Source organism: Sphingobacterium sp. UBA6317, assembly GCF_002440385.1.
Lineage (GTDB): Bacteria > Bacteroidota > Bacteroidia > Sphingobacteriales > Sphingobacteriaceae > Sphingobacterium > Sphingobacterium multivorum.
The window spans coordinates 13,641-37,824 of sequence record NZ_DJTD01000016.1 but is presented as its reverse complement, the minus strand read 5'-3'; the positions used below and the strand labels follow the sequence as shown (position 1 = coordinate 37,824).

General features: G+C 39.8%; 31 protein-coding genes. 17 read left to right on the top strand and 14 right to left on the bottom strand.

What is annotated here, in order from left to right; translation table 11 throughout:
* Positions 1–33 precede the first annotated feature (33 nt).
* The 3 genes from B3E92_RS04435 to B3E92_RS04425 are packed head-to-tail and all read right to left on the bottom strand — an operon-like array spanning position 34 to position 3,351.
* Entirely contained in the window at positions 34–1,788 is a 1,755-nt protein-coding gene (locus B3E92_RS04435) for an ATP-binding protein (protein ID WP_026357461.1), read from the bottom strand.
* Positions 1,789–1,790: 2 nt separating this feature from the next.
* Complete coding sequence (locus tag B3E92_RS04430) at positions 1,791–2,996, bottom strand: SIR2 family protein (RefSeq protein WP_019974894.1); 1,206 nt, start codon at positions 2,994–2,996, stop codon at positions 1,791–1,793.
* Positions 2,997–3,051: 55 nt separating this feature from the next.
* Complete coding sequence (locus B3E92_RS04425; protein ID WP_019974895.1) at positions 3,052–3,351, bottom strand: helix-turn-helix domain-containing protein; 300 nt, start codon at positions 3,349–3,351, stop codon at positions 3,052–3,054.
* A gap of 204 nt (positions 3,352–3,555) precedes the next feature.
* On the opposite strand from B3E92_RS04425, the gene B3E92_RS04420 reads away from it, so the two are divergent.
* From B3E92_RS04420 to B3E92_RS04340, 17 genes are all read left to right on the top strand, one after another.
* Positions 3,556–3,861, top strand: a complete 306-nt coding sequence (locus tag B3E92_RS04420) for a DUF4134 domain-containing protein (RefSeq protein WP_002979435.1) — start codon at positions 3,556–3,558, stop codon at positions 3,859–3,861.
* Between the two features lie 11 nt (positions 3,862–3,872).
* Positions 3,873–4,205 (top strand): DUF4133 domain-containing protein, encoded by a 333-nt coding sequence (locus B3E92_RS04415; RefSeq protein ID WP_019974897.1) that lies wholly within the window; start codon positions 3,873–3,875, stop codon positions 4,203–4,205.
* Entirely contained in the window at positions 4,202–6,706 is a 2,505-nt protein-coding gene (locus B3E92_RS04410) for a TraG family conjugative transposon ATPase (RefSeq protein ID WP_286895542.1), read from the top strand. The genes B3E92_RS04415 and B3E92_RS04410 overlap by 4 nt, the downstream gene beginning before the upstream one ends.
* Before the next feature lie 28 nt (positions 6,707–6,734).
* Positions 6,735–7,367, top strand: a complete 633-nt coding sequence (locus B3E92_RS04405; RefSeq protein WP_286895541.1) for a DUF4141 domain-containing protein — start codon at positions 6,735–6,737, stop codon at positions 7,365–7,367.
* A gap of 3 nt (positions 7,368–7,370) precedes the next feature.
* Entirely contained in the window at positions 7,371–8,363 is a 993-nt protein-coding gene (traJ, locus tag B3E92_RS04400; protein ID WP_068944884.1) for a conjugative transposon protein TraJ, read from the top strand.
* Between the two features lie 24 nt (positions 8,364–8,387).
* The gene (gene traK / locus B3E92_RS04395) at positions 8,388–9,011 is read left to right on the top strand and encodes a conjugative transposon protein TraK (protein ID WP_026357722.1); all 624 of its coding nucleotides are present in this window, start codon (positions 8,388–8,390) and stop codon (positions 9,009–9,011) included.
* A gap of 13 nt (positions 9,012–9,024) precedes the next feature.
* Positions 9,025–9,459, top strand: coding sequence for a hypothetical protein (locus B3E92_RS04390; protein ID WP_068945226.1), 435 nt, complete (start codon positions 9,025–9,027; stop codon positions 9,457–9,459).
* Positions 9,460–9,476: 17 nt separating this feature from the next.
* Positions 9,477–9,764, top strand: a complete 288-nt coding sequence (locus B3E92_RS04385) for a nitrogen regulatory IIA protein (protein WP_068944883.1) — start codon at positions 9,477–9,479, stop codon at positions 9,762–9,764.
* Positions 9,751–11,091: a conjugative transposon protein TraM gene (traM, locus tag B3E92_RS04380; RefSeq protein WP_286895538.1), complete on the top strand. Its 1,341-nt coding sequence runs from the start codon at positions 9,751–9,753 to the stop codon at positions 11,089–11,091. Before B3E92_RS04385 ends, traM begins: the two co-directional genes overlap by 14 nt.
* Positions 11,092–11,115: 24 nt before the next feature.
* Positions 11,116–12,012, top strand: coding sequence for a conjugative transposon protein TraN (traN, locus tag B3E92_RS04375; protein ID WP_286895536.1), 897 nt, complete (start codon positions 11,116–11,118; stop codon positions 12,010–12,012).
* A gap of 21 nt (positions 12,013–12,033) precedes the next feature.
* Positions 12,034–12,594, top strand: coding sequence for a conjugal transfer protein TraO (locus B3E92_RS04370; protein ID WP_286895535.1), 561 nt, complete (start codon positions 12,034–12,036; stop codon positions 12,592–12,594).
* Positions 12,595–12,605: 11 nt separating this feature from the next.
* Positions 12,606–13,055 (top strand): DUF3872 domain-containing protein, encoded by a 450-nt coding sequence (locus tag B3E92_RS04365; RefSeq protein WP_068944880.1) that lies wholly within the window; start codon positions 12,606–12,608, stop codon positions 13,053–13,055.
* Positions 13,056–13,163: 108 nt separating this feature from the next.
* Entirely contained in the window at positions 13,164–13,445 is a 282-nt protein-coding gene (locus B3E92_RS04360) for a molybdenum ABC transporter permease (RefSeq protein WP_286895532.1), read from the top strand.
* Positions 13,446–13,507: 62 nt separating this feature from the next.
* Positions 13,508–14,308: a TIGR02391 family protein gene (locus B3E92_RS04355; RefSeq protein WP_066439705.1), complete on the top strand. Its 801-nt coding sequence runs from the start codon at positions 13,508–13,510 to the stop codon at positions 14,306–14,308.
* Between the two features lie 153 nt (positions 14,309–14,461).
* Positions 14,462–14,773: a helix-turn-helix domain-containing protein gene (locus B3E92_RS04350; RefSeq protein ID WP_066439706.1), complete on the top strand. Its 312-nt coding sequence runs from the start codon at positions 14,462–14,464 to the stop codon at positions 14,771–14,773.
* Entirely contained in the window at positions 14,754–15,053 is a 300-nt protein-coding gene (locus B3E92_RS04345; RefSeq protein ID WP_066439707.1) for a helix-turn-helix domain-containing protein, read from the top strand. Before B3E92_RS04350 ends, B3E92_RS04345 begins: the two co-directional genes overlap by 20 nt.
* A gap of 274 nt (positions 15,054–15,327) precedes the next feature.
* Positions 15,328–15,777: a response regulator transcription factor gene (locus B3E92_RS04340; RefSeq protein WP_066439708.1), complete on the top strand. Its 450-nt coding sequence runs from the start codon at positions 15,328–15,330 to the stop codon at positions 15,775–15,777.
* Between the two features lie 278 nt (positions 15,778–16,055).
* On the opposite strand, the gene B3E92_RS04335 is transcribed toward B3E92_RS04340, so the two are convergent.
* The 11 genes from B3E92_RS04335 to B3E92_RS04285 all read right to left on the bottom strand — a co-directional run bounded on the left by B3E92_RS04335 (position 16,056) and on the right by B3E92_RS04285 (position 23,890).
* Positions 16,056–16,862 (bottom strand): PRTRC system ThiF family protein, encoded by an 807-nt coding sequence (locus tag B3E92_RS04335; protein ID WP_055133019.1) that lies wholly within the window; start codon positions 16,860–16,862, stop codon positions 16,056–16,058.
* Complete coding sequence (locus B3E92_RS04330) at positions 16,862–17,584, bottom strand: PRTRC system protein B (RefSeq protein WP_123860962.1); 723 nt, start codon at positions 17,582–17,584, stop codon at positions 16,862–16,864. The genes B3E92_RS04335 and B3E92_RS04330 overlap by 1 nt, the downstream gene beginning before the upstream one ends.
* The gene (locus B3E92_RS04325) at positions 17,581–18,747 is read right to left on the bottom strand and encodes a hypothetical protein (protein WP_213189191.1); all 1,167 of its coding nucleotides are present in this window, start codon (positions 18,745–18,747) and stop codon (positions 17,581–17,583) included. Before B3E92_RS04325 ends, B3E92_RS04330 begins: the two co-directional genes overlap by 4 nt.
* A 17-nt stretch (positions 18,748–18,764) precedes the next feature.
* Positions 18,765–18,983: a PRTRC system protein C gene (locus tag B3E92_RS04320; RefSeq protein WP_002978317.1), complete on the bottom strand. Its 219-nt coding sequence runs from the start codon at positions 18,981–18,983 to the stop codon at positions 18,765–18,767.
* Between the two features lie 27 nt (positions 18,984–19,010).
* Positions 19,011–19,613, bottom strand: coding sequence for a PRTRC system protein E (locus tag B3E92_RS04315; protein WP_123860964.1), 603 nt, complete (start codon positions 19,611–19,613; stop codon positions 19,011–19,013).
* Between the two features lie 12 nt (positions 19,614–19,625).
* A complete protein-coding gene (locus tag B3E92_RS04310) occupies positions 19,626–19,820 on the bottom strand; it encodes a hypothetical protein (protein ID WP_123860965.1) in 195 nt (64 codons plus the stop codon).
* Positions 19,821–19,834: 14 nt separating this feature from the next.
* Positions 19,835–20,173 carry a molybdenum ABC transporter ATP-binding protein gene (locus tag B3E92_RS04305; RefSeq protein WP_123860966.1) on the bottom strand — a complete coding sequence of 113 codons (339 nt, stop codon included), beginning with the start codon at positions 20,171–20,173 and terminating at the stop codon, positions 19,835–19,837.
* A gap of 17 nt (positions 20,174–20,190) precedes the next feature.
* Positions 20,191–20,568 carry a hypothetical protein gene (locus B3E92_RS04300; protein ID WP_228445162.1) on the bottom strand — a complete coding sequence of 126 codons (378 nt, stop codon included), beginning with the start codon at positions 20,566–20,568 and terminating at the stop codon, positions 20,191–20,193.
* Between the two features lie 58 nt (positions 20,569–20,626).
* The gene (locus tag B3E92_RS04295; RefSeq protein WP_249601202.1) at positions 20,627–21,700 is read right to left on the bottom strand and encodes a DUF932 domain-containing protein; all 1,074 of its coding nucleotides are present in this window, start codon (positions 21,698–21,700) and stop codon (positions 20,627–20,629) included.
* A gap of 44 nt (positions 21,701–21,744) precedes the next feature.
* Positions 21,745–22,137, bottom strand: coding sequence for a single-stranded DNA-binding protein (locus tag B3E92_RS04290; protein WP_123860968.1), 393 nt, complete (start codon positions 22,135–22,137; stop codon positions 21,745–21,747).
* Between the two features lie 427 nt (positions 22,138–22,564).
* Positions 22,565–23,890, bottom strand: a complete 1,326-nt coding sequence (locus tag B3E92_RS04285; RefSeq protein ID WP_228378468.1) for a site-specific integrase — start codon at positions 23,888–23,890, stop codon at positions 22,565–22,567.
* Between the last annotated feature and the right edge of the window lie 294 nt (positions 23,891–24,184).

Sequence of the window (24,184 nt, the reverse complement as noted above, 5' to 3'; positions counted from 1 at the left end):
ACACAAATTAAAAATTGTTCAAACGCTATAAAACTAAGTGCCCGCTATTTTTACAAATTTTGGAGTATCGAACTTCGGTGTAATTGTTGGCATATCTACTTTGACTGATATTGGCATTGGAAAATCAACTCCCATAATAATTGCTTCTCCTGACCCTAAAGATGGTAAAAAAGAAAGAGTTTCTTTATTGGCAGTCGAGCAAGCACTCGCGATTGCTTCCTTATCTTGATAATTTATCAGCCTATGAGTAATGAATGTTCCCATTTGACTTAGCGTACCAACAGGAATATCTCTTGGCATTTGTGTTGATAAACATAGAAATAATCCATATTTACGACTTTCTTTAGCAATGTTATCAAAAGCATTTAATTCTGTGCTTTCAAAATATTCATCCTTAATTTTCTTGTTTAAAAACTGATGGGCTTCATCTACAAAGAGAATTAGAGGATTTTCTCTGAAAATATTAGTTCGAGCTTTATTCAATAAGTATCTTCCCAATGAATTTGCCAAGATTTCTCTTGCCTGAAAATTATAAGGTACATTTTCAAAACCAATTCTTAAAATATTTAATTCTGGATTATTCAAAAACTCGTCTATCTTGGTTATTAGGTTATTTGTGGTTGGAGCATTAAATCCAAACATACCGGAATAATCATTGTCCGATATTACATTGTTAACACGCATTATTAAACTCGTTGCATTTCCATAATTTCTTTCATCTCTATTGTTTGCCCAACGGTCGTTGAATATTTGAAAACATTCATTCCCTATTTGCCTGTGGAGTAGATTTATACTGAAATTATTTATTGTGAAATCTTCTATAATAGATTTATAAGTAAAGTAGGCATTATTATATGCCGCAGTAATATTATTTTGTTTTACAACTAATCCATTATTTATAACTACTTGCTGACCCCTGAATGTAAAAGTATCGTTAGTTCCATCATTATTATGTCCATTATTAGGAATATTCCCTAATAAGCAATGTGCAACTTTTAACGACTTAATAGCTTCCAATAAAACGGGTTGCTGTACTTGTCCTGATGGTCTGAACAGAACGAATAAATCATTAATGGTTAAATTCTGATATGGAAAATAGCTTTCTGAAATCAGTGTTGAATGGTCAACTTTTGGATGAGCATCAAATGTAGAGTATTCTCCCGTTGGGTCTAAGATTATAGCTTTTGCTCCGGTTTCTATAACTCCCTCAATAAATTTGCTGATGGTATAACTTTTCCCTCCTCCTGTTGTACCAACAACCGCACAATGACGACTAAATATCGCTTGCAAAGAAATATCTACGGGAACATTTTTATCGTATATCAAATTCCCCATTCTAAAAGTAGGAGAATGTTCGATATTTTCGGGTTTTATGCCAAAGGTTTTGAAATGTGTAGAAAGAAATTCCGACGAACAAATGAATACCTTAGAACCAATGAGTGGGAGGCTATTTATCCCTTTTTCTATTCTACTCGGGTCAAACAAATCAAATGATAAAAGAATTTCTATTCTTCCTACTGGATGAAATGCTTTAGTTGAAAAAGTTCTTTCACTTAATTCCAACCGTTCTTTTTCAGGTAACGATATTTCCAACATTTTTCCCAGAAAACCTTTTTCCTCTCCCTCAACAACAATATAGTTTCCTACAAGTCCACCTCTCAACACTTCTGCGTGGTGAACAAATGTTTTCATCAAAACAGAAGACGGGAAATGCACTTTCACAAATGCAGGGGATACAAAATTTACATACCCAAGAAAATGACTGTGATTAAAGGGGCTATTGCTCATATCTAACTATTAGGGATATTAATTACTATTTGTCGTGTATCTTCCTGATTGTAAGATTTTAAGTCAGGATAATTCTTAGCGAAATCCTCAAAGGTTTCTGAAACAATAGATATATTGGAATATTTGTTTGCAGCATCAATAAAGGGTTTCATATTTTCGTTGGTTTCATCTATCCCTTTATTTACAATCATCAATTGAAAGCCTGGATTTTGTTCCAAGGCTTCGATGATTGCGGTTACGATATGTTTATCCCCGAAACTAAAGCCTATTGTAATAAGGAAAACATTCTCCTTTCTCAAATTGGACTGGAACCTCGACATCATTTCAAAATACGGCTGTTCATAAGAGCTTTCATATTTTGATTGATGTGGATATATCATCAATGGTTCGTCAGGTTCTTCTTTTTGTATAATCTTGTTGTCTTGCTTTTCCCAATTTACAGAACCGTGTAATTTGTACAAATGGAAAACTTTTTGAATAAAATTGTCTTCTTCTTTTACTCTACTTTGATTGCGGGAAACAATATCGTAATCATAATTACGCCCACTAAATATTCTTGGTTGAGAAAATGAAAACCCGTCTATAACAACAAAATTGCTTTCACAAGCTGATTGTTCAAACATTAGGTCATAATTCAATGTAAACAGCTTAAATCTTGGTAAAGTAACTTTGCGTTTCGTTATTTTATTTAATAAGAGCGTATGTGGCGAATTATCTGGCAAACTCAATTGACAGGCTTCTTTGATAAAATCTTTAATTTTGTTTACACAATCCTCAATATCTATATCCTCTTTGGGTATATATGGTATAGCAGGTGTTGCCATAGAAAGAACCTTTTCTAAATTCTTTACTATAGAGCCATCATCCCATTTTTCATCGTAGCCAATAGTTTCAAGTAACTTTCCAAAAACATCGGCTGTTAAAAGAGCTTCCGCATCATCCCATAAATTTGCCATCGACTTACCCAACTTCCCATCTTTTCCCCAACCAATAGATGACCCTGCACCAGTTAGAAGTAATAAATTCTCAAACTGATTATTTAGAGTTTGGGAGTATTTATTCCTATTTGTTGCAATTGCATAATCAATTCTATTTTCGGTACTTTCTTTGAAATCGTGAAGTTTGCCGTCGATATATACTTTTATATCAGTAGCATCACTATCATCATAAGCAACAGAACTGTTATTGTTGAGTAAAATGTATTTCATATTCGCATATTTTATTTGTTAACCTTTTTATTGCCAAAGAAGAGTTGTTAAAAACCTAATCTGCATTATTCTTGATTGCATTTAATTCTTTTAAAACAATTTTTAAAGCCTGCTTTCCTATTTCTTTATCGTCAATAAGTCCCTTTATTTTATCTGAAAACCATAAAACCAATAGCTCATCAATTGGGGTATTCAAAAATTCTGCAAGCTTTTCGATGTGTTTTCTTGGCAATGGTCTTTCTTCATTTTCGACTTTACTGATAAAAGCACTATCCAGTTCCAATGCAGCCCCAACTTCCCGTAGGAACAATCCTTTACTTTCTCTTAGTCTTTTTATGTGTTTTCCAAATGCCATTTTGCTTTTTTAAGACTTGTCTAAATATGTCAAATTTAAGCAAAATAGTTTAATAAATACGGATTTAGACTTTCTATAAAGCCACTCACTGCCAAATCATTCCTTTGACTGCCACTTTATTATAACGCCCTGATTTCTGAAACACCTTTGTTCCGAAAGTCCGCAAGGTGCGGGATAACAATAACAAATTAATGTGTTTCAATTATGGAAAAACAGAGAAAAAAAGTTTTGCTGGCAGCCGTGGCTATGCTGTCAGGAATTGGTGCGTTCGCACAGGGAAACGGCTCGGCAGGTATCAACGAGGCTACCCAAATGGTAACTTCCTATTTCGACCCCGCAACCCAATTAATCTACGCCATCGGTGCGGTCGTGGGCTTGATAGGGGGCGTTAAAGTTTACAATAAGTTCAGTTCGGGCGACCCCGACACATCGAAGACTGCGGCAAGCTGGTTCGGTGCGTGTATCTTCTTAATCGTAGCGGCTACCATCCTGCGTTCATTCTTCCTTTAATCCTTTGCTTTATGAACAATTACAACATAAACAAAGGCATTGGCAGGACAGTGGAATTTAAGGGACTGAAAGCACAATACCTGTTCATTTTCGCTGGCGGACTGCTCGGTACGCTCATCCTCGTGATGATACTGTATATGGCAGGCGTAAACTCTTACATCTGCCTGTTCCTCGGAGCAGGCGGTGCTTCGCTCATTGTGTGGCAGACCTTTTCACTAAACAGGAAGTACGGCGAACACGGGCTAATGAAAATCGGAGCAGGAAAAAGACATCCCCGATACATCATTTGTCGCAAGCCTGTACACCGCTATCTGAAATTCACTCCTAAATCGAATGCCCTATGAGAAACGTTGCAAAGACAACAACGCTGGAAAACAAATTTCCTTTGTTGGCAGTAGAAAACAACTGCATCCTTTCCAAAGATGCGGACATTACCGCCTGCTTTGAGGTTCGTTTGCCGGAACTGTTTACGGTAGCATCGGCGGAATACGAAGCTATTCACTCCGCCTGGCATAAGGCTATCAAGACCTTGCCGGATTTTACGGTCATCCACAAACAGGATTGGTACATCAAAGAAAGCTATGCTCCCGATTTGGCAAAGGAAGACCAAAGTTTTTTGGCTAAATCCTACCAACGCCATTTTAATGAGCGACCATTTCTGAACCATTATTGTTACCTGTTCCTGACCAAGACCACTAAGGAAAGAATGCGTATGCAAAGCAACTTCAGTTCGCTTTGCAAAGGTACGCTCATACCAAAGGAAATCAGGAACAAGGAAACGATACACCGCTTTATGGAAGCGGTGGCACAGTTTGAGCGTATCGTGAACGATAGCGGTTTCATAACCCTGCAACGCCTTACCGAAGATGAAATCATCGGAACGGACGAAAAGCAGGGATTGTTGGAACAGTACCTAACCCTGTCAAGGGAAAGCGGAACACCGATGCAGGACATCGCACTCGGAACGGAAGAAGTCCGTATCGGAAACAAAAGGTTGAGCCTGCACACCTTGTCCGATACAGACGATTTGCCCGGAACGGTATCGGCTGATACCCGTTTTGAAAAGCTATCCACCGACCGGAGCGACTGCCGTTTGTCGTTCGCTGCTCCCGTGGGATTACTCCTTAGCTGTAACCATATCTACAACCAATATTTGTTTTTGGATAACAGCGAAGACAACCTGCAAAAGTTTGAAAAGTCCGCCCGCAATATGCACTCTTTGGCAAGGTATAGCAGGGCAAACCAAATCAACAAAGAGTGGATAGAAAAATACCTGAACGAAGCCCACAGCTTCGGTCTGTCGTCTATCAGGGCACACTTCAACATTATGGCGTGGTCGGAAGACCCTGCGGAGCTGAAACAGTTAAAGAACGATTGCGGTAGTGCATTGGCATTGATGGAGTGTAAGCCTCGCCACAACACTACGGACGTAGCCACTTTGTTTTGGGCTGGAATGCCCGGCAATGCAGGCGATTTTCCGAGTGAGGAAAGTTTTTACACTTTTATCGAACCTGCCTTGTGCTTCTTCACAGAAGAAACCAACTATCACAATTCGCCCTCGCCGTTCGGTATCAAGATGGCTGACAGGCTTACAGGAAAACCTATCCATTTGGATATTTCCGACCTGCCTATGAAGTGTGGCATTATCACGAACCGGAACAAGTTTATACTTGGTCCGTCAGGTTCGGGAAAATCGTTCTTCACAAACCATATGGTAAGGCAATACTACGAACAGGGCGCACACGTATTGTTGGTAGATACGGGTAATTCTTATCAGGGCTTATGCGAACTCATCAAAGGAAAGACCAAAGGTGAAGACGGTGTTTATTTTACGTACACCGAAGGCAACCCGATTGCATTCAATCCATTTTACACGGATGATGGGGTTTTCGACATCGAAAAGAGAGAAAGTGTTAAGACCTTAATATTGACACTATGGAAACGTGATGATGAACCGCCAACCCGTTCGGAAGAAGTGGCATTATCCAATGCCGTATCAGGTTATATTGAACGTATCAAAACAGATGATGTTTACCCATCATTCAACGGTTTCTACGAGTATGTCAAAGGTGATTACCGCAAGGTACTCGAAGAAAAACAGGTAAGGGAAAAAGACTTTGACATTGCAAATTTCCTGAACGTCCTCGAACCCTACTACAAGGGTGGCGAATACGATTATCTGTTGAACTCCGACAAGCAGTTAGACCTGCTTTCCAAACGCTTTATCGTGTTTGAAATTGATGCGATTAAAGACCACAAAATCCTCTTTCCCATAGTCACAATTATCATTATGGAAGTTTTTATCAACAAGATGCGGAGGCTGAAAGGTATCCGAAAACTCATCCTGATTGAAGAAGCGTGGAAAGCGATTGCCAAAGAAGGAATGGCGGAATATATAAAATATTTATTTAAAACCGTCCGCAAATTCTTCGGAGAGGCGATTGTCGTTACGCAAGAGGTAGATGATATTATCCAGTCGCCCATTGTAAAAGAAAGTATCATCAACAATTCCGACTGTAAAATCCTCTTAGACCAGCGTAAGTATATGAATAAATTCGATGACATACAGGCAATGTTGGGGCTTACAGATAAGGAAAAAGGTCAGGTACTTTCTATCAATATGAACAACGATGCAAGCCGACTGTACAAAGAGGTTTGGATTGGCTTAGGTGGTACGAACTCGGCAGTCTATGCCACCGAAGTTAGTTTGGAGGAATACCTCGCATACACCACAGAGGAAACCGAAAAAATGGAAGTAATGCAGCTCGCATCCGAACTGGACGGAAACGTCGAACTCGCCATCAAGCATATAGCTATGCAAAGGCGTGATAAAGTCAATCAATAATTATTAATCATTTAAAAAATTAGAAACAATGAAAAAAGTAATGTTATTGGTGTGTACGGCAATTATGCTTGCCGTTGCACCTTCCGCAAAAGCACAGTTTGTAGTAACCGATCCTGCAAATCTTGCATCCGGTATTCTCAACTCTGCCAATGAGATTGTACAAACATCCTCCACAGTAAGTAATGTGGTAAAGAATTTTAAGGAGGTTGAAAAAGTCTATAAGCAAGGCAAAGAGTATTACGACAAGCTGAAAACCATCAACAACTTGGTAAAAGATGCCCGTAAGGTACAGCAAACGGTTTTGCTAGTAGGTGATGTATCCGAAATGTATGTACAGAATTTCGGCAAGATGATGAACGATCCCAATTTCACAGCTCAGGAGTTGACGGCAATTGGCAATGGCTATTCTGCATTACTGGGCGAAAGTACCGAACTATTGAAAGAACTAAAGCAGATTGTTACCTCATCAAGCCTATCGCTAAACGATAAAGAGCGTATGGACGTCATCGACCGTGTGTACAAAGAAGTAAAGGAGTACCATAGTTTAGTACGCTATTACACCAACAAGAACATTTCCGTAAGCTATTTGAGAGCGAAAAAGAAAGATGATGCCAAAAGAGTGCTTGATCTCTACGGAACTTCCAACCAAAAATACTGGTAAGCTATGGAATGGAATAATCTTCACGAAGTCCTGCGGTCGCTCTACGATGATATGATGCCGCTTGCAGGCGATATGGCAGCTGTGGCAAAAGGACTGGCGGGATTGGGTGCATTATTCTATGTGGCGTTAAAGGTTTGGCAGGCTCTGAGCCGTGCCGAACCTATAGATATGTTTCCGTTGTTACGACCGTTTGCTTTAGGACTATGTATTATGTTTTTTCCAACGATTGTTTTGGGAACCATCAATTCGGTACTAAGCCCTGTAGTCACGGGAACACACGCCATACTCGAAGACCAGGTACTTGACCTGAACCAATTACAACAGCAGAAAGACCAGTTGGAATATGAAGCAATGGTCAGAAATCCGGAAACAGCCTTTATGGTATCGGACGAAGAGTTTGATAAAAAACTGGATGAATTGGGCTGGTCGCCTTCCGACATTGGAACAATGGCGGGAATGTATATGGACAGGACGGCGTATCAGGTAGAAAAAGCCCTTAAAGATTGGTTTCGCAATCTGTTGGAAATACTCTTTCAGGCAGCCGCATTAGTCATAGATACCATCCGAACGTTTTTCCTGATTGTCCTTTCCATACTTGGACCAATCGCCTTTGCGATTTCTGTATGGGATGGCTTTCAATCCACACTTACGCAATGGCTCACAAGGTACGTCAGTGTATATCTCTGGCTACCGGTTTCAGATCTGTTCAGTTCCATGCTTGCAAGGATACAATCACTCATATTGGAGCGGGATATTGAGATGCTCGCCGATCCGAGTTATATCCCTGATACTAGTAATACCGTGTACATCATATTTATGATCATCGGCATTATCGGATACTTTACGATACCTACCGTAACAGGTTGGATTATCCAGGCCGGAGGTGCAGGAAACTTTACACGAAATGTAAATCAGACAGCAATGAAAGCCGGAAATGTAGCAAGTGCCGGAGCCGGTTCTGCCGCAGGTAATATCGGTGGTCAGCTAATGAAATAATGTAAAATAATTAATCATCTAAAAATGGAATTTAAAACACTAAGAAATATTGAAAACAGCTTCAGACAGATCAGGCTTTATGCCATTGTATTTGCCGTTCTCTGCATTAGTGTGGTAGGATATGCCGTATGGCAGTCCTACCGTTTTGCAGAAGAACAACGCCAAAAGGTTTATGTGCTGGATAACGGAAAATCGCTAATGCTTGCCTTATCGCAGGATGCAAGTATTAACCGCCCTGTTGAAGCGAGGGAACATGTAAGACGTTTTCACGAACTGTTCTTCACATTGGCTCCCGATAAGAATGCCATTGAAAGCAATATGAAACGAGCGTTTAACCTTGCCGACAAAAGTGCCTTTGATTATTACAAAGACCTTTCGGAAAAAGGATACTACAACCGTATCATTTCAGGAAACGTACAGCAGCGTATCGAGGTGGATAGTGTTGTCTGCAACTTCGATACTTATCCGTATGCCGTGCGAACCTATGCCAAACAATTCATCATCCGTTCGAGCAATGTAACCAGACGAAACCTGATCACGTCCTGCTATCTCGTGAACTCTGTCCGTTCCGATAATAACCCACAAGGTTTTAATATCGAAAAGTTTGCCGTAACGGAAAACAGGGACATTGAAGTAATTGAACGCTAAAAGCCGAAAAGTTATGAAACAGTTACTTGACTTAGACACACTCGCACAAACCCTCATGAATAAAGGGTATGACGGTTATTTTCAAACTGAGACGGCCTATGCCGACAAAATCAAAGATAGTATCAGCAGATTTTTGGAGGCTTGTAATAATGGAACAGACAAACCGATGTTGCCAAACATTCTGATGCTGAAAACCTACCTGGAATGGAATGGCGATGATAAGCCAAAGGTTGAATGCAATATGTGGGTAAGGTATGAAGCCGGTCTTTTCGATGTGCAGAAAATGAATATTGACAGAATAGACCAGTATGGGCAATTATTGAAGCAATCGAAATTAACAGATCTCTCTACAAATTCGGTTCCGACAAGAAAAGAGGCGATTGCACAGGTTTCCGAAAAACCCAGAGAACAGTTGTCTAACCAAAACAGAAGGTTCCGAATGCGATAACCGATAATCATTACAATATGAAAAAATTAAGAGCAAAGATGGACAGGTACTTTGACCGATTGGATGATCGCTGGCGGGAACTGCCTGTACGCAAACAGCACAAATATACCCTTTACTTTTTCTTGGGTTATCTGATGCTTACCGCAGGCGTGATTGCCAAAGTTTGGTACGACACGGGAAAGTCTGAAAAAGATATGAAAATCAGGCATATCGAAAACCCTGTACTCAGAAAAGGAGAAAGCCCTGCAAGCTTGCAGGACACATTATCAACCATTTTTAAAAATAAGATTTATGAAAGAAAATGAAAATAAAAAGACGGTGGTTCGGGTAACCGAGGGTAATCCGAAAGAAACCGCTAATGTGCTGCAAGACAGAACACAGAGCAAAGCCGATAAACTAAAAAAGCCACTCATATTCGGCTTGATGGGAATTGTTTTCATAGGCTGTATGTATCTCATATTTAAACCATCGAAAGATAAGAACGAAATCGAAAGCCTTGGGCTGAACGATGCCGTACCGCAGGCTACCGAAGCAGGATTACAGTCGGACAAGCAAAAGGCATACGAACAGGAAATGCTGGAACAAAAGGATAAGGAAAAACGAAATGCCCTGACAACGCTTTCGGATTACTGGAATACGGACAGTTCCCAGAGTATGGAAGAAGATATACCTGAAGAAGAGGAAAGCTATCGTTATGGTTCTGAAAGAAATTCCGGCAGATATGGAAATTCTACCTTAAACAGTTACCGCAATGCACAAAGTACATTGGGTTCGTTTTATCAGGACGATAATTCTGAAACAATGGAACTCCGCAGGCAATTGGACGAACTGAAAGATCAATTGGCTGAAAAAGATGTACCAAAAGCTGCAACCATAGATGACCAGCTTGCATTGATGGAAAAATCCTATCAGATGGCAGCGAAGTATCTTCCACAAGGTAGTACGAATGCATCAGAAGGAGTACCTTCCAATAACAACAATACGTCAGGAACTGCCACTGCAAATCAAAAAGAGCATTTTGTAGCGTTTAAAACTGCGAGAAAAAACACCGTATCCGCCTTGTACCGTGAGCCTTCTGATGCAGAGTTTTTAGACAATTGGAACGAAAACCGTAACCGAGGTTTTTATACAGCAGGTTCTACAGAGCAGGTGGTACAACCGAAAAACAGTATCAAAGCAAGTGTACACGAAACACAGACTGTTATTGGTGAAACAGGCGTAAGACTTCGATTGCTGGAAACAGCCCAAACTCCTCAGCGTACCATTCCCAAAGGAACTATCGTAACTGCTAACGGCAAATTTCAGGGCGGACGTTTGCAGTTGAAAATTACATCTATAGAATTAGAAGGTAATATTATTCCCGTAGATATTACTATTTACGATCTAGATGGACAGCAAGGTTTATACGTTCCATACTCACCGGAAATGAACGCCCTTACTGAAATGGCGGGCAACATGAGCCAACAATCAGGGACTAGCCTGATGCTTACACAAAATGCCGGGCAACAGGTTGCTGCTGATTTAAGCCGTGGCGTGGTGCAGGGTATTTCGGGTTATTTCGCCAAGAAAGTAAGGACGCCAAAAGTTACGCTGAAAGCAGGGCATCAGGTCTTCCTCGTATCGAAAAAATAATGTTGAACTCAAATAATTTAAACAATGAAAAATCATTTTAAAACCTTTTGGGCGGCTGCCCTTACAGTCGGCTTTGCCGTGACCTCTTTTGCACAGGATAGTGCAAGAACTCCGCTTGCTTTGGGCAAGATAGAACCCTACAAAATGGAAATTACCTATGATAAAACTTCGCACCTGATTTTCCCGACTGCCATTCGTTATGTCGATTTGGGAAGTGAATACCTGATTGCAGGAAAAGCGGAAGATGCCGAAAATGTATTGCGTGTAAAAGCATCGGTAAGGGATTTTGAAACCGAAACCAACTTTTCCGTTATCACAAATGACGGGCGTTTTTACAGTTTCAATGTGTATTACAGTTCCTACCCGGAGGCGTTGAGCTATGACCTGCTCACAATGCAAAAGGCGGTGGACAAAGCCAACGGTAACGATGTGCTTTTTGAAGAATTGGGTAATAATTCCCCCTCATTGGCTGGCTTACTTTTGGAAACCATCTACAAAAAGGACAAACGCATAGTAAAGCATATCGGAGCTAAAAGCTTCGGTATCCAGTTTATCCTCAAAGGGATTTACATACATAACGGCAAATACTATTTCCATACGGAATTGAGAAACCGTACCAATGTACCGTTTGAGATTGATTTTATCAATTTCAAAGTGGTGGATAAGAAAGTAGCGAAACGCACCGTAGTACAGGAGCGTTCGATGATGCCGTTAAGGACTTATAAACCATTGGATGATAGTATAAACGGAAAATCTACGGAACAAAATGTTTTTCTGTTAGACCAATTTACTATTGCTGACGATAAGGTACTGTTGATTGAGATTTTCGAGAAGAACGGTGGTCGTCATCAAACACTTCAGGTGGAAAATTCAGATTTAATCAAGGCTCGTTTGATTAACGATATGCACCTGAAATTTTAATAACCTTTTAAAGTAAATAATATGAAAAAGTATATCTATACCGTGATGCTCATCTTTATGGCCATCACGGTCACACAGGCACAACGAATGCTGCCTAAACAAAAAGGATTAGAAATAAGTGCAGGTGTATTGTCCGATGATAAAATCGGGAATGATTATTACATCAGCCTTGGTATGACTGTAAACGGTAAGAACGGCAATTACCAGCTGTGGGCATTGGAATACACGCATCAATACCACGACTATAAAGACCTCCGCATTCCACAGGAAACCTATTCCGCAGAGGGTGGTTACAGTTTCTTCCTGTTGGGTGATGCCCGTAAGAATATCACACTGAACTTTGGAATAACAGGCGTAGTCGGTTACGAAAGCATCAACCGGGGTGAAACGATGTTGTATGACGGAGCGAAAATACTGAGCGAAGACAATTTTGTTTACGGAGCAGGCGGACGGCTCACATTTGAAATGTACCTGTCCGACCGTTTTGTGTTAGTCCTGCAAGGGCGTACAAAGGTTTTGTGGGGTACAGACTTGGAACAATTCCGACCGTCCGCAGGCGTGGGATTAAGGTTTAATTTTTAAAATGTAAAATGATGATAGCAATATTCAATAAATTCAGAATAGGATTACTGCCGATATATGTAATGCTGGCAATCCTCACAGCTTCGGCTTCTTTGGTATCTTGTAGCAAAGACGATGAACTCGAAATACAAAACGATTTTCCTTTCGAGGTAAACGTGATGCCTGTACCCAAAGATGTTGCCAATGGGCAGACAGTAGAAATCAGAATAACAATACAACGAAACGGCAATTACAGCAATACACAATATTTTCTCCGTTACTTCCAGTTTGATGGCACAGGAACATTGCAGTATTATGATGAACCGCCTTACTTACCTAATAACCTGTATCAATTGCCTACGGAACAGTTCCGGTTGTATTACACATCCACATCTGCTGCTTCACAGTCCTTTGAGGTTTGGATCTCGGACAGCTTCGGGAATGAAAAGCAAGTGAGCTTTCAGTTCAATAGTAGTGATTAAGAACAACAACTTTGATAAAATCAAAACCGACTTTACACGTCGGTTTTTGCTTTTGGTTTTCGACCAAGGATGTTTTTGTTTAAATTTACTTGATATAATTTTGACTATATGGATGCAGTTACTTCTCAATTGGTAATGGGGATTATTCCGCTTGTTATCGGTATAGGTCTTATCTACTGGATAAGCCGCAGGAAATTTTACAGACGTAATGCCATGGGTGCAGAGGGATTTTCGAGTTTTGAAGCATCTGTATTTACCCGTTTTATAGAACGTGTCGGCAAATGGATTGCATACGCTTTGATAATTCTCGGTATTGTCTGTATATGGACTTATAGCCAAATGAAAAAGGACAAAGAGAAGCAACAAGTGGAGATACCTAACTCGAAATAAGTATTTTTATGGAAATTTAGATTATATGATTTAGTATTCATAATAAAGAGGAAAATTATAAAATGACAAAATCCTTTGATGACATAACCCTACGAAATATATCTGATATTATATCAAATATACTGACACATACGAAAATTACAGAACATTTATCAGGTGCTGGTATTTCTCAATCTCAATATGGCACAAATAAAACAGACAGATTGTTTTATGCTTTAAAAGAAAGACAAGCACAAGACAGATGTGGAAATAATGTATTGGCATTTGTTGTTAGATTATTAAATCCTAAAAGATATAATTCCGAAGATGAATTTGAAAAAGATAGAACAACTATCAATGAGAAACTTGTTTATGAAGGGATAGAAATTGATAAAAGTGGACAGCCCCGACAAGTTGATAAGGCGAAAACTATTTCGGAAGCAAAAAGCAGGTCACTAAAAATCAAAGAAAAAGTACACGGAATTGGAGTTCATTCAGAAATTTTGCCTTATTGTGAAGCTGAATGGTTAAAGGAAAATTATTTTCACGCTATACTTGAAATTACGAAAAGTGTAGCAGAGAGGCTTAGGCAAAAAAGTGGCTATACTTCAGACGGAGCAGATTTAGTTGATGATTGTTTTGCGTTGGGAAAGGACAAAAGACCTATGCTTGCTTTCAATACTCTGAAAAATCAAAGCGAAGAAAGTGAACACAAAGGTTTTGGAAATTTCTGCAAAGGATTTTTTTCTATGTACAGAAATCCAAAAGCACACAACCCCAAAATATTGGAAGATACCCAACTTTCACAAATGACAGAAGTTTTGGTTGTAGCAACAATTATTCACAACAAACTTGATAACACTTATAAAACGGGGCTTAAATAAAAAAAATCGGATAGCTCAAAAGGTTATCCGATTTTTCGTTTATGGCAAAAGTAAAAAGCCAAACACTGCCTTTCAACGCCAATCAATGCAACCTTTCCCAATCCTGCAATAAGCCTTTATAAATTCGACTTCCACAGAAAAAATGAGCAAACAATGGAAGTTATTGCAATACAAAAAACCGCATTGGACGGAATGAAGAATGACCTAAGGGAACTTTTGGAAATGACCGAAAATGCCACACGAAAATATACCCCGATTTTCAAAGAGGAGCAATGGCTCGATAACCAGGAAGTGTGTTTGATGATGAACATTACCAAACGGACTTTGCAGACCTACAAGGACAAAGGCTTATTACCATATTCCAAACTGAACCGCAAGAATTATTATAAACGCTCGGACGTACAGGCTTTACTCGAAGCCGGACAGCCGTACAATACCAACGACAATGGATTTACTGACGAATGAAACGGAAGAAATCATCGCCCATCAGGAAATGATAATGCAGTTGAGAAACCGTATTGAAGAAATATTAAAAAATTACCGTCCTGTAATGAACGGAGAAATATACTTGTCGGGCGAAGATGTGTGTAGGCTGTTACATATCAGTAAACGGACTTTACAGCAATACCGTGACGATAATATCCTGCCGTATATACAAATTGGGGGTAAGATTATTTATAAGGAAACGGATATTCTGACCGTCTTAGAACAGAACTATATAACCAATGACAGACATTGCTTCTAATTAATTTGGTTCTGACTATGTTTCAACGGAAGGACTTTAGTATATTTGCTATGTAAAATATAACAATACTTAAAGTGTTTTTGCTTTAGGTCTTGGTACTGAAAACTGGTAATTTTTTGTATCCCCAAGACAATAAGTAAGAACGCTCACGTCATAGGCGTGGGCGCTCGCTTATTCGGGGATTAAGGCGTACCAGTGCCTCAGTATCGGTAAGTGTGGTTGCCTGCGCTTCTTTTTTTTGTGCAGGGCTACATCAACTCAAAAAAGTAATGATATGGAAACTGGTACAGCACAACAAAAAATTGCCCTCGCCTTTATCAATGATAAAAGCCCGATTTTGGATTTGACCTGCAACGACCTCGTTGCTTCAGGAATTGAAGTATTGTTCCGTTCTGAAAACATTGAAGACGGACTATCTCAATTACCAGCATTAAAAACACTTCCCAACATTTGTATTATTGACCTTGATTTTTACAATAAGAATGTGCTGGCACAGCTTCAAGAATTGAGAACACAATATCCAACCATTAACCTGATTGCACATAATGATATTGATGCAGAAAAAGCCGTAAAACCTCTTTTGGAAATTGGTTTTACAGGTTATTTGCTCATTGGTAGCGATACGGACGATTTTAAAAAAGCTATTGATGTTGTTACCAATGGCGGTAGATATTTTAGTGTGGGAGTAGCGGAAATTGCACAGGAATATTTCAGTAATAAGTAACGTTCCGATTATAATAGTATAAAATATCTGTTCTAATCAAGCGGCGTTCTTTTGCTTCTTTTCTTTGGTCGCTTATGTGAAAAGAAAAGAAGTCATTGCATACCTAATCATTGGGATAATGAATATCCCACACAATAATGTCGCAACCTGTTTGGTAAAAGGTAGAGAAAGGAAATTGTGTAGCGGTGCATTTTGACAAAGGGGTTGCACCGATTTGATGCAAAAAGACTGTCCCGACCATCGGGAGGATCTGTCTTTTTGCCGCCCGACTTTTCGGGTCAGGCGACTTTTATCGGGTGGGTGCGGAAATCTTTCAGATTGTGAAAAAATCCTTTGTATTCAGTCATTCCCCTGCGAAATAAGTTCCACAGCAAAGAACAACCCATTTGGGTTAATGAGGAATTGATAAACAAGTCCTGGTGTTCCAACGCTTCGGCAAGGGAGCAACTTGGCGTGTTATCCTCTTGTTCGGATTGCTTCAGCAATTCGCCAAATTCATCGGTAACAAATGGCAGGCTTGCCACCGTTTGGTATTTCTCTGAATTGGGTTGCTTTATCTCTCCGATAGTAGATAGTAGCACTTGTCCTGTATCTTGGCTGTTGCCAAAATCCAACCAATATTTCGGCTCATCTTGGTAGTGTCTGCGGTAACTTATTTCTTTAAGAATTTCAGCAACGCCAAACCTCGCCTGTACATTGTCCACACAAGTAATAGTAATGATTGCCCTTGCTTTTTCGGGTATTCTACCAAACTTGTCCTTTTCAAATTTTACCGTTTCGGCTTTCCAATTTGTACCGATGCAACGATTGATACGGTTTATCAATGCAACCGATTTGTACAATCCTGTTTCACTTTCAAAAAAACGCTGTCTGCCTAAATTGGCACTCGTGATAACATCATCATCCCAAAGGCGGACTTGCAACCCTGCGTGTCCCAACGCTATCAAGCTCTCGTTTATTTCCATTAAAGCGGTCAATACTTTTGAGCCTGTGCCACCTGCCCCGATAAGGTTTACCGAAATTGGGTTTGTCGGATTGAGCAGATAATTGTCCGTAAAATGGATTGCTGTTTTTGCTGTATTCATCACAATAGATTTTTAAGGGTTTTGTTATTCTTTTTTAATACTTCTTTCGGAAAAGGTTTATCAGTATTGATAAGGTCTTTCCAAAGGTTTACAATGTTTTTTTTCGTGAGGTTCTCGCATAATGAATGGCTGAAATAGGAATTAAAAAAATAATGTTCCCACGCCTGTGTAAATTCCTCAACCGAAGCCGAATTTTTAATATCAATACTAACAGTACCCATACATACATTGCCCTTTTCGTAGATATTGAAGAAAGGTGCGTAATGCAATGGCGTTTTCTCGGTGGGTCTTCTGTCGCTTGCCAAAGCAAATACAGTAAGACTGCTTTTGCTCGCTAACCAAAGCATTGGCGGTACTTGTGCCATTCCGTTGGATATGCCCAAACTATCCACAAAATACAGTTGTCTTTGCTGTGCTTTGGTGTACCATAATACTATACCTTTTTCAGCATTTGGATTGATATGCAGAATGTTTGTAGGCAATATTCCCTTTGACTTTAAAAAGGCTGTGTTCTTTTCTTCATCGGTCTGTAACGCCTTTGCCAATACGTTGGCTTCTTTTACGGTCAATGGGTGGGCATTGATAGGCGTTCCGTTGCTATCCATATCGAAATGCTCCACGTACATTGCTGTATCTGTTCCTTTGGTTTCATAGAAAACCAAAGCGGATTTTGGATAGTATAATGTGCCGAAATCTTTGGTTATGTCGTTTACGGTGTTCATTTTTCTGTTGTTTTATAGTTATATAATAAGTAAGAAAGGTCATCCAACAATTCAAACAGGCGATTTTCAAAATCAAGGTTGCCTTGTGTTATTTTACTGCCGTCAAATGCTTTGCAAATGGTCGGCTCTTCCATTTTTCCGTATTCGTTGAACTCATTGTTGATGCTTTCGGAAAGGCTTTCATATAGCCAACCTTTGGTATCTGCGATAAATGAAATGTACTTTTCCATTCCGATTGCTTCGGTTTCGTAATCATCGTCATAAGGGTCTTCTTCGGGCAATGGTGCGTTTCTAAAAAAAGTTGCTTTCGGATATTCAGTACAAAGGGCAAACGCATTACACGCTACCTGCCAACATTCCCTGTCGAACGTGTCAAGGCTTTTAAATCGGTTCAAACGCTGTTCAAATATCTTTAGATTGCTTCGGTTAAATAACTTTTGTTCTATCCTGTCGCCAATATATTCGGCATTTCTCAACTCACTTCTATATGTTTCTGTTTCGTCCGTTTCCTCGTCCTGTTCTACCCAATCTTTATGCGTTTCATACAACCAATACAAATAGCTGTCTTCCTGCCTGTAATACGGCACATCGGCAATATGGTACAGATAACTGCATACCGATACAAGTAGCTGTGCGGTCTTTTTACGCTTCGGGTCTTTGAGCATTTTAAAGAGTGGTGCAATAGGAATATAATACAAGGTTGTACCTACATTATACCTTTCCTCACTTACAAAAAAGGTTTTCTTACTATCCTGTACCAATTTGAAACTGTCCCAATTTATGTTGGTACGTTTTACTTTGGTTTCCATATCCCACATAGATAATACTACATTGTATGGAAACTCAAAATCTTGGGTTTGCATCGGTTCAATGCTGTAATGCTCGGCAAGTCGGGAAAGGGACTTGTAAAAATCCCTCTCCGTTTTCTGACAAGCCTGTACGGATTGTGCTGTTTTCAGTTTAGGCAGAAACGTACACTTTAGAATACCATTGGTAGCATTGCTATCGGTACGGATTTCTGCTTGTCTTTCTGCACTTGGTTTGCGTCCTTTGGTCTTTGTAGCCAATTTGCGAACTCGCCCAACTGTCGGTGTAACTGCTGTTGTCGTTTCTGTTCGGGTATATTGATTGTTCCCGATATGATGTTGCGTTGCATAATTCATCGTTTTAAAATTTTGGTTTAACCTTTCGTACCCATTACGCTCTCAAATTTGTACTCTACCGCATCGTCTTTTATCTGTGGTGCAGATGCTTTTGCCGTTGTCAAAATCGGGTACATATTGGCGTAAAAATTCATTACGGCTTCCACGCTCCAACGTGGCTCTGGGTCGGTCAGTCTGATGTCCTGTCCTTTGTCTTTGAGTATGAAAACTCGTTCTAATTGCGTTGCTAATAACATAACTTTCTAATTTTGGGGTTAACACTTTTATTCTTCCTCGTCCGCTTCATCAATAGGATAATCGGCAGTAACTTCTTCCACCTTTGGCGGTTCGGGTGTAGCTTCTTCCATTGCTCCGAAAAGGCTCGGTGTTGCGAACTTGTCGGACAATGAAGTTTTGCGTTTGCGTATCTCGTCCGCTTTTTCGGGAAACTCCGTTATATCGGGTACTTTCATCCACGCTTCGCGGAACTTGCCCTCTTTCTCCAACTCGTCAGCCTTTACCATAGCATCTTTAAATTTCTTGTCTTTGGCTTCTTTTTCCTTTTTCTCCTTTTCTGCTTTTTCTTTCTCGATTGCCGATTGCTTTTTAACTTCTTCCAATTGCTTTAAGAATTTTTCCATATCCACCATTAAGCCCGATACCTTTTGTATAGGTGTGGTAATCTGTTCAAAAAATCCCTCGTCAAACTCTTGGGGTGTGGCGTTAAATGTCAATGGGGGAATAAGGTTTTTGGCACTATCTCCGCATTGTTCGTTATTGAGCAATACTGTTACGATTAGGTTGCTTTCTATTCCTTTTGAAATGTTCAGTTGCAATACTCCTGTAAAGTCCAACTGCTGTATCTGATTGAAAAAATTTGTGTTCATCGTTCTTTGATTTTAATTGTTGTTTAACCGTTTTTTGATTGCTTTTAGTTTCTCGTATATGTCCATCCAATAGGCATTTTGCCTTTTATCGAAGTCTGAAAAACTTTTGTCCTCGTGGCTATACCCTGTATTTCGTTTGGCAATACAGATAGCTTCTTTTAGGTCGGTTACTTCAATTTCGTAACCGTTCAAATCCGTTATTTTCATACCTGTTCTAATTCTTATTTAGTGATTTCCGCTATTTGGTCAATCCTGCCGTAAACAATACTTCTAAGGCTTGTTTTGTCGGGGGCGTTGTATTCTGCCCAACTGCCGTACTGCTTCACTACATAGGTTTTCAAAATATCCTCAAACCCGAAGCGATAACCCATAAGGGGTACGGCTCTTTTGAAGTAGGCATTTCGGTTTACTGCTTCCGCAAGCCAATTTTTTTCTGCTCGGCTCAACTTGTCGCTTTTGTTCAGTTTTTCCCTTAGTAGGTAAACCTTTGCATTTTGCAGGGTTTCCAATTCGGGAACATCGTAGCGTACAAACTTTGTGGCTATTGCTGTCGTTTCCATTGTATCTGCTTTAAGTGTTATGAATTAGTTTCAGCATCGGTGTATTTTCCATTTTCATAGTAGCCTATAAGCCGTTCCCAAAGCCGTATTAGGCTGTCGGTATCTACATAGAAATACTCTGTTCTGTTGCAATAGATGATGTATATAGCTTCATCCCTGTATTGCGTTTCAAGGCTTTTTTCTTTAGCCATACTTTTGGCTTCGTCTATGGTTTTTGCTTTCATATTCTGCTGTTTTGTATCGTTATCAATCTTTACTATATCCACAATGGCACATTCGGGACAACCCTCTACGGCTGTTATCTGCTGTATTGCTCTCTGCTTTCCGCTAAGTGATACTACTGTCAGCGTTACTTTGCCTGTGTCGTGTTTCAGCGTTGCTTTATAGGTTTCCATTGTCATAGCTGTTGTTTATAATAGGCTACCACCGATTAAGGCGGTAGCCTGTGGTTATCTAATTAAGGTTTAGGATTTCCGCACCGTCCAGAGCAAATGCAGTACATAGTTCAAATGCTTTCTGCGATTTGAGTTGGGCAGTACCACCCAATACAATGCTCTGCAACTTGGCTTCGTCATTCTTGTAACTCCTTACATTCTGATAGTAGCCTGTCACAGAATTGTACGCTCCGAACAACGTACCTTTGGTAGTGTCCATTTGTTGGGTGTCGCTTATCATAGCATACGCAAAAGCATCCTCAACGACATTTTTGAACACGGTGGAAATTTCATCTTCCGCACCTTTTTTGATTAGGTCAAGCGTTTCCTTATTTGGGCAAAGTGCCAACTGTATTAGCTTTCTTACTTCTCGGTCTGTTACCTTTACTTTTGCCCATTCGTTGAAAATGCCCTCTAATTGGTTGCTCAATGTGTTGGCAAGTCCCATAATCTTGTGAGCGTTCTCGATACGTTGTTTTGCTCCCGAAGTGTGCTTGATACGGACTACATTGGTCATACTGCGTAACGAAGCATTCAGCGTGTTTTGGCATACAATACGGATAGGCGTAAATGCGGCTGTGATACTTCCGCTACCATCGTGCGAAGTGGTTAGGAAAATGTACTTTTCCGTAACATCATCGCCATTGCCTACACGGATATAGTCGGGCAATTTGGCTGTGATAAAAACACGTTCTCCGTTGCCTAACGCTCCTGCGGTTTCGTACAGAATGCCCTCGCCACCGCCTACAATGGCATCAAAGAAATTAAAGGCTTCACGGTTTTGTACGATATGGTAATCCTTACCGACTACGCCCAATACTGCATTGTTATCGGTGCGTATGTTGGCGAAATAGTTAGGTACTTCTAATTCGCTACTGTCTATCTCTATGCCGTTGGTGGTTTCGATAATGCCCGAACCTTTGGTAAATAGTGGGGATTTTACGACTTCGTAATCTAACCCTGCGTATTTGATTGCTTCCTCACTTGTCGGGTATTGTTCTACGATTTGACCTAAACCGTGCCACGCTTTTTGTTGTACGCTAAAAAATGAATAACGTCCTGTTCTCTCGTTGAAATTGATATTATGTGCCATAATGCTTAAAATTTGATGTTTAAAAAATGATTGAATACTCGTTGTTAGAATGGGAGGTCGTCATCTGCTCCCTGTGCAGTAAAGCTGTTGTTCTCGGCTTGTGCAGTAGCCTGTATGGTTTCGGCTCTCTTACTACCTCCGTGCAGTTTGATTTGAGAGGTATGAAAGTTCAGCCCCGAATGTGCTTCGCCGTTTTTGCCTATCCACGCCCTTGTGCTTATTCTGCCTGTGAGTTCTACCAAAGTGCCTTTTGTGAGTAGGCTTGCCACGTTTGCAGAAATCCAATAGGCACAATCGAAATAGGTTGTTTGCTCTATTCGTTCACCTTGCTTGTTTTTGTAGCTTTCATTGGTCGCTACTGAAAAGTTTACTACCTGTTTTTCGTTCGACAATGTGCGTACTTCCGCATTTTTTGTCAGTCTTCCGATAATGTTCATAATCGTCCTGTTTTAAAAGTTTTACATTTTGTTACGTTCGCTTTTCTCGTTTCCTGCTTCCTGTTGTGGTTTGCTCCGCTTCGCTTCGCATAATTTTTTCCAAAAGAAAAACCGGAAAAAAGAAAGCAGATAATCCAAGCGGGCAATAGCGAAAACCAAGAAAAAAAATGATTTAATGGGGGTTCCTTTAGGGGGAAACCGTTCATTCATTTTTTTTATTGGTGGGTGTGTGCGGTGGCTGCCCGCTATAACTTAGCTGCCTTTTTACCGGTTGATTGTGGAAATATTCTGTTCTAATTTTTATGGAATAAATGACCAGGCTATGAGAGCCTGAAATAGAGGTTGGAATAATCGAAAAGTAAGGGCATAAAAAAAGCAGGATAGTTAAATCCTGCTTCAATCTGATAAGTAAAGAATGCACTAATTTTTAAACCATAATTTCTTCGGTATTGTAAATTTTATCTGCGTTTGTATGTTCATTCAATAATGCTATTTCTTCCCGTTCCATTTTAATAATAAACGCATCTTCCATTGCCTTAAATTTAGGCGAAACCAAATCCATATCCTTACTGATTTTTTGGCTGGTAATCTTAGCATAAATCTGTGTAGTGGAAATATTCTTATGACCCATCATTTTGCTAAGGCTTTCAAGCGGAACACCCTCGGTCAAAAACATTGTGGCGAATGTATGACGGGCGGTGTGGAATGTAACTTTCTGTTCTGTAACAATACCCGCTTCCTCAATAAGTTTACCTATATGCGTGTTGCAAGTCGCATTGGATGGCATTGGGAATACAAAATCATTTCTTGTAGCTCCACGATATTTCTCAATGATGCGTTTGGGGATTTCCAAAAGACGGACGTTGGAGGCAACATCTGATTTCTTTCTCCTGCTGATTATCCATTGGTGTCCATCAAAGAAAGACTGGATATTGCTCCATTTCAGTTTCTTAATGTCTATGTAAGAAAGCCCTGTGAAGCAACTGAAAATAAAAAGGTCTTTTACAAGTTCATATCGAGGCTTAGATGGTTTCAGGAGCATTAAGGTTTCTACATCCTCTTTTAAAAGGTAGCTGCGGTCGGTTTCTTCCATACTGATTTCATAATCCTCAAAAGGATTATCCCGTATCAAGCCTTTTTTAATAGCCAATTCTGCCAAAGCAATAACTGGCATTGTGTAAACCCAAACCGTATTATGGGTACATTCCTTATCAATGCGAAGAAAGAAATCAAACTCACGAATAAAATCAGAAGTGAGTTCCCGGAAAGCCATATCGTCCCGATGGTAACGCTCCCTTATAAATTCGCTAAGATGGTTGTAAACAGTGTTGTATTTGCTATACGTGCTTTGAGAGCGTTTTCCCTTAGCGACCATTTTTTCAAAGTCTTCATTTTGGTCTTTAAAGACTTTTAGTACGGCATCGTCCATTACACCAACACCCAAAAACGAGAGCTTTACTTTCTGTGCGGTCGCAAAACCCTCGTGCTTCAGCATATCTTCGTAAATCTTGTCGATACGACCCCGTACGTTATCCAGCTTTTGGTTAATGTTCAAAGCGGTGGCACTCTTGCCCTCAACTCTTCCGTATTTTAAATCCCAATTTTTCGGGTTAATTTCTAACTTTGTTCCCAAAGTTTTAGCTGTTCCATCAATGGTAATACGTGCCATAATCGGTGCATTACCGTTCTTTTTCAGTTCGTTCTTTTTCAGGTAGAAAAGCAGTTTGAACGTGGACTTTTTTGTCTGTTCCATAACTCAAATGTTTAATGTTTAAAATTAAATTACATTGAGTTACAAGGGAATGTAAAAAAGGGTGCAAAAGACTGAAATATAAACAGTTAAGCTATGTAGTTACCTTTATCAATCGGTAACGAATTAGTAACCTAACCTTGTGTTTTCAAGCCCAAAACCTATCAGACACCGAGTTCCAAACTAAGACTACTGTTTTATAAAGCATTGTATAGCAACGGGTTTAATCGTTTTGCTTATTTTTGCTTTTTACTAATCTTTTTTTTATAAAAAAGGGACAACCTATGTTGTCCCTTT